The 14,739-nt window shown below is 64.4% G+C and carries 14 protein-coding genes; 6 read left to right on the top strand and 8 right to left on the bottom strand.

The annotated features are described in order from the left end of the window. Positions 1-313: 313 nt before the first annotated feature. The gene (locus FEZ59_RS00910; RefSeq protein ID WP_003941713.1) at positions 314-664 is read left to right on the top strand and encodes a hypothetical protein; all 351 of its coding nucleotides are present in this window, start codon (positions 314-316) and stop codon (positions 662-664) included. A gap of 55 nt (positions 665-719) precedes the next feature. On the opposite strand, the gene FEZ59_RS00905 is transcribed toward FEZ59_RS00910, so the two are convergent. Beyond that, positions 720-2,237 carry a leucyl aminopeptidase gene (locus FEZ59_RS00905; RefSeq protein WP_020908114.1) on the bottom strand — a complete coding sequence of 506 codons (1,518 nt, stop codon included), beginning with the start codon at positions 2,235-2,237 and terminating at the stop codon, positions 720-722. A 159-nt stretch (positions 2,238-2,396) separates the two neighbouring features. Between FEZ59_RS00905 and gcvT the strand changes: the two genes are divergently transcribed. Beyond that, positions 2,397-3,497 carry a glycine cleavage system aminomethyltransferase GcvT gene (gene gcvT / locus FEZ59_RS00900; RefSeq protein WP_003941726.1) on the top strand — a complete coding sequence of 367 codons (1,101 nt, stop codon included), beginning with the start codon at positions 2,397-2,399 and terminating at the stop codon, positions 3,495-3,497. A 32-nt stretch (positions 3,498-3,529) separates the two neighbouring features. Further along, positions 3,530-4,633 carry a branched-chain amino acid aminotransferase gene (locus tag FEZ59_RS00895; RefSeq protein WP_003941766.1) on the top strand — a complete coding sequence of 368 codons (1,104 nt, stop codon included), beginning with the start codon at positions 3,530-3,532 and terminating at the stop codon, positions 4,631-4,633. On the opposite strand, the gene FEZ59_RS00890 is transcribed toward FEZ59_RS00895, so the two are convergent. From FEZ59_RS00890 to FEZ59_RS00865, 6 genes are all read right to left on the bottom strand, one after another. Next, positions 4,627-5,448, bottom strand: coding sequence for a dienelactone hydrolase family protein (locus tag FEZ59_RS00890; RefSeq protein ID WP_030244849.1), 822 nt, complete (start codon positions 5,446-5,448; stop codon positions 4,627-4,629). The genes FEZ59_RS00895 and FEZ59_RS00890 overlap by 7 nt on opposite strands. A gap of 125 nt (positions 5,449-5,573) precedes the next feature. Then, the gene (locus FEZ59_RS00885) at positions 5,574-6,548 is read right to left on the bottom strand and encodes a helix-turn-helix domain-containing protein (protein ID WP_172932081.1); all 975 of its coding nucleotides are present in this window, start codon (positions 6,546-6,548) and stop codon (positions 5,574-5,576) included. A 9-nt stretch (positions 6,549-6,557) separates the two neighbouring features. After that, positions 6,558-7,325, bottom strand: a complete 768-nt coding sequence (locus FEZ59_RS00880) for an adenosylcobinamide-GDP ribazoletransferase (protein WP_153210976.1) — start codon at positions 7,323-7,325, stop codon at positions 6,558-6,560. Between the two features lie 2 nt (positions 7,326-7,327). Further along, positions 7,328-8,473 (bottom strand): nicotinate-nucleotide--dimethylbenzimidazole phosphoribosyltransferase, encoded by a 1,146-nt coding sequence (gene cobT, locus FEZ59_RS00875; protein ID WP_050793993.1) that lies wholly within the window; start codon positions 8,471-8,473, stop codon positions 7,328-7,330. 23 nt (positions 8,474-8,496) lie between these two features. Next, positions 8,497-9,084 carry a bifunctional adenosylcobinamide kinase/adenosylcobinamide-phosphate guanylyltransferase gene (gene cobU / locus FEZ59_RS00870; RefSeq protein WP_060938899.1) on the bottom strand — a complete coding sequence of 196 codons (588 nt, stop codon included), beginning with the start codon at positions 9,082-9,084 and terminating at the stop codon, positions 8,497-8,499. A 2-nt stretch (positions 9,085-9,086) separates the two neighbouring features. Beyond that, positions 9,087-9,743, bottom strand: coding sequence for a DUF3043 domain-containing protein (locus tag FEZ59_RS00865; RefSeq protein WP_007730051.1), 657 nt, complete (start codon positions 9,741-9,743; stop codon positions 9,087-9,089). A 134-nt stretch (positions 9,744-9,877) separates the two neighbouring features. Here FEZ59_RS00865 and FEZ59_RS00860 point away from each other — a divergent pair, with 134 nt between their 5' ends. The 3 genes from FEZ59_RS00860 (at position 9,878) to FEZ59_RS00850 (ending at position 12,619) form a co-directional block, all read left to right on the top strand. Then, the gene (locus FEZ59_RS00860) at positions 9,878-10,945 is read left to right on the top strand and encodes a glycerate kinase (RefSeq protein WP_172932079.1); all 1,068 of its coding nucleotides are present in this window, start codon (positions 9,878-9,880) and stop codon (positions 10,943-10,945) included. A 149-nt stretch (positions 10,946-11,094) separates the two neighbouring features. Continuing rightward, positions 11,095-11,445 carry an iron-sulfur cluster assembly accessory protein gene (locus FEZ59_RS00855; RefSeq protein ID WP_007730053.1) on the top strand — a complete coding sequence of 117 codons (351 nt, stop codon included), beginning with the start codon at positions 11,095-11,097 and terminating at the stop codon, positions 11,443-11,445. Between the two features lie 196 nt (positions 11,446-11,641). Next, positions 11,642-12,619, top strand: a complete 978-nt coding sequence (locus tag FEZ59_RS00850; RefSeq protein ID WP_003941700.1) for a carbohydrate kinase family protein — start codon at positions 11,642-11,644, stop codon at positions 12,617-12,619. Positions 12,620-12,682: 63 nt separating this feature from the next. Here FEZ59_RS00850 and asnB read toward each other — a convergent pair whose 3' ends face one another. Then, the gene (gene asnB / locus FEZ59_RS00845; protein ID WP_019748911.1) at positions 12,683-14,608 is read right to left on the bottom strand and encodes an asparagine synthase (glutamine-hydrolyzing); all 1,926 of its coding nucleotides are present in this window, start codon (positions 14,606-14,608) and stop codon (positions 12,683-12,685) included. Positions 14,609-14,739: the final 131 nt, after the last annotated feature.

Here is a 14,739-nt window from a genome sequence, read left to right as displayed (position 1 = left end):
GTGGTCGTAATGCATTGTGCTCGAGTGGCGCGCGACGTGCGGCTACTTGTAGCTATTTTGCCGATGTCGACGCGCGGGCGCGGCGTCACCGTCGTTCATCTTTCCATTGATACGCCGGGCGTGTCCGATGAGGGGGATGCCGTCCGTTTCGGGTGTGTCGGCTACTGGCGAGTAGGTATGCGTTGGGGGTGCGGCTGTAACGTCGTAAGCGGACCAAACGGTATGTCGTGCGCAGGCACAACGGACATCGCCTGGCAAACTTGACATATCGCCGGGGTGCATCCGCGGCGTCGGTACCGAGGAGGGTACGACCGTGGGACTGTTCGATCGTTTCAAGCGTCCGCCGAGTGCGGCTCAGGCCGCAGCGCAGAGTGATGCGGATCATCTGGCGAATTGGGCGCACTCGCACGAAGGCGTCGAGGCATATGTGGAACCGCAGACGACGGTGACCGAGGTGACCGTTGTCCTCGTCGCGAAGGACGGGGAGTGGACTCGTCGTCGTGTCGGCGGCGAACGTGGTGCCCGCAAATTGGGACAAGACCTGAAGATCCCCGTCTATGACGTCCGAAAAACGGGATATCCGCAGCGTATGCGCGATCACGACGAGCGTAAGCGAATCGAACGCAAGCGGGCCCGAGAGCAGGAATTGCGCGACGGCGCCTGAACTGCTGTGCGCCTTTATTAACCGCGGGGGGTTAATAAAGGCGCACAGCAAGTGGTCAGCCGTTGACCGCGATGTCCTCCAGGACCGAGATCATCGTGCGAACCGGAACGCCGGTGCCGCCCTTGCCGGTGTAACCCCACGGCCCTGACGTGTTGTACGCGGGACCTGCGACGTCGATGTGCGCCCACTGGACACCCTCGGGAACGAATTCCTTGAGGTAGTGAGCGGCGACCAGCATGCCGCCCCAGCGGTGCGGGGTGACATTGGCCATGTCGGCGACCTTGGAGTCGAGATCTCCGCGCAGTTCCTCGGGCAGCGGCATGGCCCAACCGTTCTCGCCGACGCTCTGCGAGATGGAGGCGACGCGGTCACGGAACTCGTCCGTGCCCATGACGCCGGGGGTGCGGTTGCCGAGCGCCACCATCTGCGCACCGGTGAGGGTTGCGGTGTCGATCATGTAGTCGGGGTTGTCCTCACCCGCGCGAACCATCGCGTCGGCCAGGATCAAACGGCCCTCGGCGTCGGTGTTGACGACCTCGATGGTGATTCCGCCGTACTGGGTCAGCACGTCGCCGGGACGCTGCGCGGTTGCGGACGGCATGTTCTCGGCCATCGGGACGTATGCGACGACGTTGACGGGCAGACCGAGCTTGGCGGCGAGCACGACGGTGGAGATGACGGCTGCGGCGCCGCCCATGTCCGAGGTCATGTTCTCCATCCCGGCGGCAGGCTTGATGGAGATTCCGCCGGTGTCGAAGGTGATGCCCTTGCCCACCAGTGCGACCTTGCGGGCTCCACGCTTCTTCGACGCGTATTCGAGGCGGACGAGACGCGGCTGGCGTGACGAGCCCTTGCCGACGCCGATGATTCCGCCGTAGCCACCCTTCTCGAGTGCCTTCTCGTCGAGCACCTGGACGGTGAGCCCGGCCTCGACGCCCAGTGCCTTGGCGCGCGCGGCGAACTCGGCGGGGTAGAGGTGGCTCGGGGGAGTGTTGACGAACTCGCGTGCGGTGGCGACAGCCTCGGCGATCGCTGCCGACCGTGCCAGCGTTGCCTTGGTCTCCTTGGTGCGCGGCGAGGGCACCAGAAGTTCGACGCGGGCCAGTGGCTGCGAATCAGGACCGGGAGCCGTCATGGACGACTTGAATTCGGTGAAGCTGTACGCGCCCAACGCAAATCCCTCGGCGGCTGCGCCGAGATCGAGGATCGAGAGCGTGGTTGCGACGGTGTCGATGCCGGACAGCGAGCGGGCTGCAGCGCCCGCGGACTTGCGGATCTGCTCACTGTCGAGCTTGTCGGCGGAGCCGAGTCCGACGGCGAGGACGCTGGTGACCGACAGCGCGCTCGGTGCCGGGACGCGGGTGAGCTGCTCGGGCTTGCCGGTGGCGCCGACGGCGATGAGGCTGTCGAGGATCTCGGCGAGCACGTCTTCGGCGACGATGCCTTCGCTGAGTGCGATCTCGGGGCCGTCCGGACCCGACGTCAGACCGACGACCAATATCTCTGCGCGCTTGGCGACTGTGCCGGCGAGAACGAGGTCGGGTCCCAACGATCGGGCTGTGCGAGTGCTCAAGGTGTCTCCTGTGAGGTGAGTGTGCGATGCGTCCGGTTCTGGCGGATGCCTGAGTCGATGTTAGGCCCTTTGCCGTTTGCGGACGGGGCGATCGTCGCGGCCGGGTGAGCTCTCGCTGCGGACATGTTTCGATCGGCGAAGTCCGATAGGTTGTGGGCCATGACCGACGAACAACTGTTGCAGGGCCCGATCCACCCCGTCCACGTCGAACTCGGCGCGACGTTCGCGCCGTTCGGGGGATGGCAGATGCCGGTTTCGTACGCCGGCGTCGTGGCCGAACACACCTCTGTGCGTGAGAATGTCGGACTCTTCGACGTCAGTCACCTCGGCAAGGCCGTCGTGCGTGGCGCGGGCGCCGCAGAATTCGTGAACTCCGCACTGACCAACGATCTGAACAAGATCGGGCCGGGTAAGGCTCAGTACACGTTGTGCTGCAACGAGTCCGGTGGTGTCATCGACGACCTCATCGCGTACTACGTCAGCGACGACGAGATCTTCCTCGTCCCGAACGCGGCCAATACCGCGGACGTCGTTGCGGCTCTGGTCGCCCTCGCACCGGACGGAATCACCGTCGAGGATCAGCATCGTGCCTACGGTGTGCTGGCTGTGCAGGGTCCGAAATCGGTGGCGGTTCTGACGGCGCTGGGACTTCCCACCGAGATCGAGTACATGGCGTACGAAGATGCGGAATGGAACGGCGTGCCTGTTCGTGTGTGCCGCAGCGGTTACACCGGTGAGGTCGGCTACGAACTCCTGCCGCGGTGGGAGGACAGCGAGCCGTTGTTCCGTGCGCTTCTCGAGGCAGTGCGCGCCGAGGGTGGGCAGGCCGCCGGACTCGGCGCTCGTGACACTCTTCGTACCGAGATGGGTTATCCGCTGCACGGGCATGAGCTTTCGCTCGAGATTTCTCCGCTCGAAGCGCGCTGCGGATGGGCGATCGGTTGGAAGAAGCCGACATTCTGGGGCAAAGAGACCTTGACCGACGAGAAGGCTGCCGGCCCGGCTCGCAAACTCTGGGGGATCAAGGCTCTCGATCGCGGCGTGCTTCGTGCCGGCCTCGGTGTTCTGCGTGACGGCGAGGCAATCGGCGAGACCACCTCGGGGACGTTTTCGCCTTCGCTCAAAGTGGGAATTGCGTTGGCGCTCCTCGATTCCGGTGCCAATGTCTCGGCCGGCGACGAGATCGAAGTCGACGTCCGTGGTCGTGCTCTTCGGTGCGTCGTGGTGTCTCCTCCGTTCGTGGAGACCAACACCAAGTAGAGAGCTTTTTCACGTTCGATAGGATTGCGCCCATGACAGGTGCCGCCGATTTCGTTCGTGTTCAGAGCTCGTCCCCGAAGTCCGACGCCGAGCGCCGTGACATTTTGGCGGCGCCCGGCTTCGGGCGGCACTTCACCGACCACATGGTCTCGATCGACTACACCGCGGGCAAGGGCTGGCACGACGCCCAGGTGTTGCCGTACGGAAACATCGAGCTCGATCCGGCCGCAATGGTTTTGCACTACGGACAGGCCATATTCGAGGGCCTCAAGGCATACCGTCAGCCGGGTGGCGAGATCAGCTCGTTCCGCGTCGAGGCCAACGCCGAGCGTTTCGCAGCATCTGCGCGCCGTCTGGCCATGCCGGAGCTCCCGTCGCAGATGTTCATCGATTCCATCACCGAACTGATCGACGTCGATCTCGACTGGGTTCCCGCAGCCGGTGGCGAGGACGCGCTCTACCTCCGTCCGTTCATGTTCTCCACCGAAGCCGGACTCGGTGTCCGTCCCGCCGACGAGTACCGCTACCTGCTGATCGCCTCGCCCGCCGGTGCGTACTTCCCGCGCGGCGTCAAGCCGGTCAGTGTGTGGCTGTCCACCGAATACGTTCGCGCGGCCCCCGGCGGTACCGGCGCGGCCAAGTTCGCCGGCAACTACGCCGCTTCGCTCCTCGCCCAGGCGCAAGCCGCCGACGAGGGTTGCGACCAGGTGGTCTGGCTCGACGCCATCGAGCGCACGTACGTCGAGGAAATGGGTGGAATGAACCTGTTCTTCGTCTTCGGCTCCGGCCCCGACGCTCGCCTCGTGACGCCGTCGCTGTCCGGTTCGTTGCTGCCAGGCATCACGCGCAACTCGCTGCTCGCCCTTGCCGCCGATTCCGGTTTCGCTGTCGAGGAGCGCAAGATCAGCACCGACGAATGGCGCACCAAGTGCAAGAGCGGTGAAATCACCGAGGTCTTCGCTTGCGGCACAGCAGCAGTCATCACCCCCGTCGGACGCGTCAAGTCCGCCGAGGGCGAGTTCACCATCGCCGACGGCGAGCCGGGTGAAGTGACGATGGCACTGCGCGACACCCTCACGGGCATTCAGCGCGGCACCTTCGCCGACACCCACGGCTGGATGACCAAGCTTCACTGATCGCTGGTTCGTTCCGCGAGCAACCGCTCGCGGAAGAACTGCAGAATCTCGTCTCGAGCGACGGTGGTGGGCGATCCCGCCTCGTCGACGAGATGAGCCGTCACCACGCTGTGTGGATTGGCAATGACGTGTTCGAAGAACGGTGACGTTGTCGCGTTGGCCGCTTCGTCGGGCAGTACCTTTCCGACGAAGCGCTCGCCCATGGCCTTCGAGTAGGCCGCGAATCGCTGTGCGCGGCAGAACGGGTCACCTTGAAACCGGTATGCGAGCACCGTGAGGTCTTCGGCCTCGAGTCTCGAGCGCACGGCTTCGAGTTCTTCGGGCCCGCTGTCGGTTTCGTCCGGTCGGTCGAGCGGTAACGACGGTTGGGCGAGAACCGGCGCGATGACCGAGGGTTCGAGCATCATCGACAACGCGAAGTTTCCGGTGAAGCACATCCCGATCACGCCAACGCCAGGACCGCCGCACTCCTCGTGTGCCGAAGCGGCGAGTGCGCGCAGCCAACGGACCGCCGGACTCGGTTCGTCGACAGCGAGGGCGCGGAACTCCGCACTGACGCAGGCTCTCTTGAACACCGTCAGCCCCTCGTCCACTGTGGGGACCGCTCCGGCGCGCCCGAACAGTGACGGAACGAAGACAGTGAAACCGGCGTCGCGCACCCAGCGGGCAAATCGCGCTACATGCGGGCTGATGCCCGGCATCTCCGGCATGACGATAACTGCGGGACCGGCGCCGGCCACGTACACGGACTTCGCCACTGCGTCGATGGTGATCGTTCGACGGTCGAAGTCTTCGAGCGGATCGTCTTCGGTCATGCTCCGGTTCGGCACGGTGAGCCCTCTCAGTAGTCGAAACAATTCCTCTGCACAGTCTTTCGGCGGCGGGATCAACTACAGAAGAGGGCGGTTCGCCACGTTTTCGGGCTGGCTCGCCACACGCCTTATCCGGTGCCGCCGTTGCGGAATCGCTTTCGGTAGTCGGCCGGGCTGATGCCGACGCGGTCGGTGAACAGGCGACGGAAGGTTCCAGGATCCTGATAGCCGATGTGCCCCAGGATCTTTCCGAGAGACCAGTCGGTCGATTCCAACAACCGTTTCGCTTTTCGGATCCGTGCACGCTGCAGATAACTGCGCGGCGATTCCCCGGTCTCGTCCTTGAACTTCCGAAGCATGGTTCGGGTGCTGAGGTGAAATGCATCCGACAGCAGATCCAAGTCGTAAGCCTCCGCCATCCGTTCGACCAACCAACTTCCGACGTCGTCGGCGAACTGTGTGTGTTTGACGGGCAGTATCGAGTCGACGATGTACGGAGATTGACTGGTTCGGTTTTCCGGCGCCAGAGTAATTCTCGCAGTCGTTCGCGCAATCTTGTCGCCGAGATGCTCGCGCACGAGTGCTGTTGCGAGGTCGAGTGCGGCAGTGAACGCCGCAGTGGTGGTGACGCCGTCGTCCTGGACGATCAATGAGTCGGTTCGAACCATCGCACCGGGGTAACGACTTGCGAGGTCCGCACCGTACAGCCACGACGTCGTACATCGGCGTCCGTCGAGCAGTCCCGCCTCGCCCAGCAGATACGCGCCGACGCAGACCGACGACACCCGAACGCCGCGCGCCTCGCACGCACGGATGAACTCGATTTCTCTGTCCCACAGCGACAAACGCGTCGCAGGGTCTTCGGACGGCACGAGGTCGAACCCCGGCACAACCAGGTGATCGATGTCGTGATGCCCCTCCTGCACGCCGAGCGAAAATCCACCTGCCGCAACGACGGGCGTGCCGGACGCTGCGATGACCGATACCTCGAAGGGGTCAGCGGACGCTCCATCAGCGACCCGATTCGCGATCAGGAGAAGGTCGGTGAAAACGAAGATCTCGGCCGCGAGGCAACCTTCGTACGCAAGGACACCTACTCGCACGACGTCGGATCACAGTCCGAGAGTGAGGCCGACGGCCGTCAGCGTCACAGTGAGTTCGAGCGCGAATCCGAGAACGTCTCCGTTGAGTCCGCCGAATCTACGGACGCAGTGACGCACGCACAGCACACTGATCACCAGCGCCGACGCGGTCACGAGAGGGCCAAGCCACCACCGGTCGGTGGCAAAGGCGGAAGTGGCGATCAGCGGAACCGACCATACGATTGCGGCCCAGAGCGGTTGTGAATCGGCGACGAGCGCACCGAATCCGCTCGGGCCAGACGCGAGAATACCTCGGCGGCAGGCAAAAACGACGGCCACACGACCCGCAGCGACAGATACGAGAACGGCGATCCACTGCGTGGGGGAGTCGGCAACCGCGAGGACGCCGAGGGAGACCGATTGCAGCCCAAGGAAGATCAACAGTGCCGCGACCCCGAACGGTCCGGCACCGCCGCTGTGCATGACCTCGCGGGCGCGCTCCGGTGGACCGTAACAACCCAGTCCGTCGACGGAGTCTGCCAGTCCGTCCACGTGCATCCCGCGTGTCCCGAGAGCGAGCGCACCGACCGTCAGCAAGCCTGCGAGATAGGGATTCAGGCCGATACTGGTTGTCCCCCAAAGCAGAAACGTCGCGGCAATGCCGAGTGCGATCCCGGTGAGCGGAGCTGCCGCGATGGCGCGACGACCGGCAGTTCGGTCGATGTCGGAGGGACCACGAACCGGAAGGACCGTCAGCCACGAGAAGGCCAGAGGCACTCCGGACAGCGGGCCCGCCATGCTCACTCCGCCGTATCGGTCTTGGTCAGGTCGATCGACTCGGGTTCGTCGGCAGGTGCGCTGCCCTGAGTGCTGACACCGGCTTCGGAGAATGTCGCCATCTTGCCCAGGATTGCCACTGCGCCCTGAAGAATCGGGAGCGCTGTGACTGCACCTGAACCTTCACCGAGACGCATGTCGAACTCGACGATCGGGTCGAGACCCATGCGTGTCAACGCGATGGTGTGCGCGGGTTCGGTGGAGCGGTGTCCGGCGACCCACCATTCACGTGCGCCGAAAGCCAGTTCGTCGGCAACCATGGCGGCTGCGGTGACCACTACGCCGTCGAGGATCACCGGCGTACGACGCGAAGCTGCCTGGGCCAGAAAGCCGGCCATCGCGGCGAGGTCGGCACCCGAAGACGTGCGCAGCAGCGCGACTGTGTCGCGAACGTGCGGACGGGCGCGACGGAGAGCGTCGCGAATCGCTGCGGTCTTGCGGATCCACCCGGCGTCGTCGATACCGGTACCTCGACCCACGACTGCGACGGGTTCACTGTCCGTCAGTGCTGCGATGAGTACGGTTGCGGGCGTCGTGTTGCCGATGCCCATGTCGCCGGCGATGAGAAGATCTGCGCCCCCGTCGATTTCCTCGTCCGCGATCGCTCGGCCGGCGGCGATGGCCTGAAGGGTTTCCTCGTTCGACATGGCGTCTTCGCGGTCGATGGACCCGGAAGACCTGCGCACCTTGTGGTTCGAGACGGACGGATCGGTATCGCCGTCCACTGCGATGTCGACGACGCGTACCGTGGCGCCGGCAACTTCGGCGAGGACGTTGACTGCCGCGCCGCCCCCGAGGAAGTTGGCGACCATCTGTGCGGTCACTTCCGGCGGATAGGCGGAGACGCCGTTGCGGGCGATTCCGTGATCACCCGCGAAGACGACGACGCGAGGCCGAGCGAAAGCGTGTGGGGGACAAACTCCTTGGCAAGCTGATGCCCAACCGGCGAGAGCCTCCAGTCGGCCCAGCGAACCTGCCGGCTTGGTCAGATCGCGCTGACGCGCGTCGGCCTGCGCACGCACCTCGCGGTCGGGCGGCGTGACGGGTTCGAAGTCGGCGCTACTGACTGGCGCGACGTCAGGGTTGGCATCTGGATTCGCCCCTGAAATGGCCCCTGGATTGGCCTCGGTACTCACATCGTGCCTTCCGGTTGTGCAGCAGTATCTTTCAAGATGAGCGGTAACCCTGCAACCACTAGTACGACACGATCGCACACCGCGGCGATACGAGCGTTGAGAGTGCCGATCTCGTCGCGGAACAATCGTCCCGACCGTGTCTCGGGGATGACGGCCAAACCCACTTCGGGGCTGACCAGCACCAGGTGTCCGCGATAGTTCTCGACACTGGCGACCAGGCTGTCCGCAGCGGGAGTGACGGTGCCGCGCGGAGCGTCCCAGGCGCCTTGCCGATCGAGTTCAGTGGTCAGCCACGTTCCCAGATCGTCGACCAACGTCGCTGTGTGTGAATCGCTTTCGAGCTGCGCCGCGAGGTCCCCCGCAGCTGCGGTTTCGACAGTCGACCAATGAGAAGGCCGTCTGTTGCGGTGCTGGTCGATCCGGCTTTCCCAGTCTGCGTCGGTGACATCACGTCTGGCTGTCGCCAGGTACCGGATCGGTGCCGAACTTTCGGGTAAGTGGCCTGCACAAACCAAATCCTCGGCGTGCGCGGACTTACCAGACCGCGCGCCGCCGAGGACCAAAGTTCTATACGTGTTCGTCACGCTCAGATTGCGTCGCCCGGCCCCACACGAGGCTTCGGTGCGCGCAGCTTACGGATCTGCGACGCGCGAACGAACGCGTACCAGCCGAGCTTGAATCCGCCGTCGGTGCTGTCGGGGAAGCGCTCGGCGACGCGGTTGTTGATCATGCGACCGAGCCAGATGCCTTCACCGACCATGAAGAGCATCATCACGAGCATTGCCAGCGTGACGATCTGCTGGAGCGCGGGCGTGACGAACATCGTCATGATGAGGATCAATGCGAGCGGCATGAACAGCCCGACGAGGTTGCGGCGGGCGTCGATGAAATCACGGACGTAGGCGCGAACCGGTCCCTTGTCGCGGGGGAGCAGGTACTTGTCCTCGCCGGCGAGCATGCGGGCGCGGCGGTCTGCCGACGATGCGCGACGCTCGGCGGCTTCGGCCTTGCGGTCCTCCTTGGAGCCGCGGGTCGCCTTACGGCGGGCGCGGGCTTCCTTCGCGGTCAGCGGGGCAGGGGCAACGGGGCCACGCCTCTTCGCCTCGGCGTCACGACGCTTGGGTGTGGGGCGGCCCTTGCCCACCTGCTCGATGGGCGCCTCTTCGGAGGCCGAGGATGCCTCAGTGCCCTCGACGTCACGTTTGTCGGAGTTGTCTGAGTCACCGCGGCGTAGCAATTTCACACCTCCAGGCTATTGGATAAGTGCACGGTCTGGGAAACCGACCTCGGTCTTTCTGAAAAACCCGATCGCCCGAGGCACTGAAACGCGCGAGATCGTGAAACATCGGGGTCATTCGGGACTCTTAGACTTCCGCTATGCGGGTAATAGTTGCTCCAGATTCGTTTGGTGAGACGTTGACTGCCGTCGAGGCGGCTGAGTCCATTTCTGCCGGTTGGCGACGTGGCCGACCCGAAGACGACGTCGTCACCGCGCCACAATCCGACGGTGGGCCGGGTTTCGTCGACGTCTTGGCCACGGCTGGGGGCGACCTCCGGACCGCACGGGTTCCTGGGCCACTGACCGCGGGCGTCGACGCCGCGTGGCTGTTGGATTCGGACACGGCGTACCTCGAGTCCGCCGAGGCTGTCGGGCTCGGTCTGCTCGGAGGTCCGCCGACACGGGACGGCGCACTCGCCGCGCACAGTCGCGGTGTCGGAGAACTGATCGCTGTCGCGCTCGAGGCAGGCGTGAAGACGATTGTCGTCGGACTCGGTGGGAGTTGCTGCACCGACGGGGGACGTGGGCTGGTGGAGGCGCTGGGCGGCTTGGAGGCTGCAAGGGCGGCTACGGCGGGCATTGCGTTGGTCGCGGCCACCGACGTCGAACACGTACTTCTCGGCGAGCACGGTGCGGCCGCGGTGTTCGGCCCGCAAAAGGGCGCCGACGCCGATGCCGTCGCTGTCCTCGAAGCGAGAAACGCGAGATGGGCCGAACAGTTGGAGTCCGCCACCGGAAAACGAGTGTCGGATTTTCCGGGTGCCGGCGCCGCGGGTGGTATCGGTGCTGCGCTGTTCGCCCTCGGTGCACAGCGGAGATCCGGGGCCGACGTCGTTGCCGATCGCACCGGCCAGGCGGCGCTATTGGTTTCCGCTGACCTGGTGATCACGGGTGAAGGCAAGTTCGACCACCAATCTCTGCGCGGCAAACTCGTCACGACGCTTGCTTCGGCCGGGGCGGCGCACGGAGTTCCGACGCTCGTCTTTGCCGGTCAGGTCACGCTCGACGCGGCGGACTTTGCGTCGACCTCGATAGTCGCGACGAAATCGGTGACGGAGTTCGCCGGGTCGGTGGAACGTGCGATGGAGGAAGCGTCGGCGTGTCTCGAGGGACTCGCCGAACACACGGCACGGGAGTGGAACATCTGGCGCGGCGCCCGGAGCTGAGGATCCACAAGCGTCGACGCGCCGTTGCCGTGTCGGGAAGACCGGATAGGATGAAGACGAATCGCACCCGGTAAGGACTGGCGGGAATAAGTCGGCAGCGGCGTACCGTTGAAGCGTTCACGGGTTGGTACGAACATTAGGGAGAGCCCATGACTGTGCAGAACGAGACCGCCACCCACGGCGTCAAGATGACCGAGGCCGCATCCGCCAAGGCGAAGGCACTCTTCGATCAGGAGGGTCGCGACGACCTCGCGCTGCGTATCGCAGTGCAGCCCGGCGGCTGTGCCGGACTGAAGTACCAGCTGTTCTTCGACGACCGCACGCTCGACGGTGACCTCACTGTCGACTTCAACGGCGTCAACCTGGTTGTCGACCGGATGAGCGCGCCGTACGTCGAAGGTGCGTCCATCGACTTCCTCGACACCATCGAGCAGCAGGGCTTCTCGATCGACAACCCCAATGCAACAGGCTCCTGCGCCTGCGGTGACTCGTTCAACTGAGTCTGTCGATCACAACTCAATTCACAAACAACTGACGCGGAACCGACATTCGGTTTCGCGTCAGTTGTTTGTGGTGACTCGCCTGCAGACGGTTCCGATCTCACGGCTCGGGCGCCGATACCGGCGCTACGGGCGGTAACGTGAACTTTTGCTCCACTTTCATTCTTGTACTCACTTCGCTGAAAGGCCACGATCCGTGACTATTGCGGTAACCGGTTCCATCGCCACCGACCACTTGATGCGCTTCCCCGGCCGCTTCGCCGATCAGCTCCTCGCCGATCAGCTCGCCCACGTTTCGCTGAGTTTCCTGGTGGACGATCTCGTGATTCGCCGCGGTGGTGTCGGCGGCAACATCGCTTACGCCATGGGCGTGCTCGGTGGGTCCCCGCTACTCGTCGGCGCAGTCGGTGCCGACTTCGCCGAGTACCGCACGTGGCTCGAGGACAACGGCGTCGACTGCAGCGCGGTCCGTATCTCGGACAAGGCACATACGGCGCGTTTCGTGTGCACCACCGACGAGGACATGGCGCAGATCGCGTCGTTCTACCCCGGTGCGATGAGCGAGGCCCGCGAGATCGAACTCGCGGCAGTGGCCAAGACTGCGGGCGCAGTCGAGCTGGTGCTGATCGGCGCCAACGACCCCGAGGCCATGGTTCGCCATACCGACGAATGCCGTCTGCTCGGAATCCCGTTCGCAGCGGATCCGTCGCAGCAGCTTGCTCGCCTGTCCGGTGACGAGGCCAAGGCGCTCATCCACGGTGCGAAGTACTTGTTCACCAACGAGTACGAGTGGGGTCTGCTTCAGCAGAAGACTGGTCTGAGCGAGGAAGAGATCCGCGCGCAGGTCGGCATCCGTGTCACCACCCTCGGCTCAAAGGGTGTGGAAATTGTTGACGCCGAAGGTAATTGGGTGCGCGTCGACGTAGTGCCCGAGACCGGCAAGGTGGATCCGACGGGCGTTGGCGACGGCTTCCGTGCCGGGTTCCTGCTCGCACACGGCGCTGGCCTGAGCTTCGAGCGCGCCGCACAGCTGGGATCTTTGGTCGCTGTGCTGATCCTCGAGACCGTGGGAACGCAGGAGTGGGTGTTCAATCGCGACGAGGCCCTCAAGCGCCTTACCGACGCATACGGCAGTGCGGCTGCGGACGAGATCGCGACGATCCTGCCGAAGTAGGGCTCCGCCCCGTGAGTGGTTGAGGAGTCCGGAGACTCCCTGACCACTCACGGGGCCGAAGGCCTAGATGTTGACCGGGTACACCGGTTCCTGGATCTGCGGCACGATGCGCTTCTCCACGAAGATCCCGTGCCAGACCATGAACGTCAGCACGGTCCACAGGCGTCGGCTGTGGTCGGACACGCCCTCGCGGTGATCGTTGAGCATCTTCACGACGGCCTGCTTGTCGAAGATGTGGTCGGTACCCGACTCCTCGATCTGCAGATGTGCCCAGTCGAAGAGTTCGGTGCCGCGCAGCCAATGGCGCAGGGGAACCGGGAATCCGAGCTTCGCACGGTGCAGAACATGGTGCGGCACAATGCCTTCCAGGGCCTGACGCAGTGCATACTTGGTTGTGTCTTTCGTGATCTTCTGATCGAGCGGCACGCGTGACGCTACGTCGAAGACCTCGGGATCGAGGAACGGCACACGCAGTTCCAGCGAGTTGGCCATCGTCATCTTGTCGGCCTTGACGAGGATGTCGCCGCGCAGCCAGGTGAACAGGTCGAGATGCTGCATCCGGGCAACCGGATCCCAGTCCCGTGACTGCGCGTAGATCGGCGCGGTGACGTCCTGGTGAGTCCACTCGGGGCGGAAATCGCGCAGGACGGCGCGGAGTTGAGCGTCGTTGAAGCTACGAGCATTGCCGTAGTAGCGCTCCTCGAGGGTCAACGAACCGCGATTGAGCAGACTCTTGCCGCGAGTACCGTCCGGGATGCGTTCGGACAACTTGCCCGCAGCCCGACGCAATCCCTTGGGGAGGTACTCGAAAGGCTTGAGCGACAACGGCTCACGGTAAATCGTGTAACCGCCGAACAGCTCGTCGGCACCCTCGCCGGACAGCACGACCTTGACGTGCTTGCGGGCTTCCTTGGCGATGAACCACAGCGGAATCAATGCCGGATCGGCTACCGGGTCGTCGAGGTACCAGACGATCTCGGGAATGGCAGCGGCGAACTCGGCGGGGGAGACCACCTTGACGACGTGCTTCGCGCCGATCGCCGCGGCAGATTCTGCAGCGACGTCGACCTCGGAATAGCCCTCACGTTCGAAACCGGTCGTGAAGGTGATCAGGTTGGGGTTGTGGCGCATCGCCAGTGCCGCGATCGCCGTGGAGTCGATACCGCCGGACAGGAACGAACCGACGGTGACGTCGGCGCGCATGTGTTTGGCGACCGAATCCTCGAGTGCCTCGGCGATTTCCTGGTAGCGCGCCTTCTCGGTGCCAGGTGCAAAAGGCTTGGCCGGGAACTTCGGCGTGAAGTACCGCGTGAACGTGGGTTCCTCGCCCGGACGGACCCGAGCGAAACTGCCAGACTCCAGGCGTCGGATCTCCTTGTGCAGTGTTTCCGGCTCCGGGACGTACTGCAGAACGGTGTAGTGCTCGATGGCGCGCGGATCCAGCTCGGTACCGATGCCGATCAGATCGGTGAGTTCGAGCAGGCTCTTCTTCTCACTGCCGAACGCGGTGCCGCCGGCGCCGGTAGCAATGAACAGCGGCTTGATCCCGAACGGATCGCGTGCGATGAACAGCTCGCGTGTGTCGGTGTCCCAGATCGCGAACGCGAACATTCCGCGTAGGCGCCGGACCGCATCCTCACCCCAGTAGTGGAATGCAGCGACGATGGCCTCGGAGTCGCCCTCGGTGAAGAACTTGGCGTCGTGGTCCTTGACCAGTTCGGCGCGGATCTCCAGGTAGTTGTAGATCTCGCCGTTGAACGTGAGCGCATAACGCTCCGGGTTCTCCGGCGGGCCCCAACGCAGCGGCTGGTGGGAATGAGCGATGTCGATGATCGCCAGGCGGTTGAACCCGAAGACGAGGTGGTCGTCGTTCCACGTCCCGTGTTCGTCCGGCCCGCGGTGACGAAGGCAATGCATCGCCTGGTCGACCCGCGAGACGGCGTCCTCGCTGGTTCCGCCAGATGTCAGTAGCCCGAGCAGTCCACACACAGCGTCCGGTTCCTCGATTCAGAATTTTTGTAGAGAAGGCTCCCGGACACGAGTGTCGGGGAGAGGTCAACGAACTCTTGTCGAAAGTATGCCGCAGATCGACGTCCCTGCCGATCGCGGCGGAACGAATC

Source organism: Rhodococcus sp. MS13 (genome assembly GCF_013277835.1).
Lineage (GTDB): Bacteria > Actinomycetota > Actinomycetes > Mycobacteriales > Mycobacteriaceae > Rhodococcus_F > Rhodococcus_F erythropolis.
This window is presented reverse-complemented; position numbering and strand designations above follow the sequence as displayed.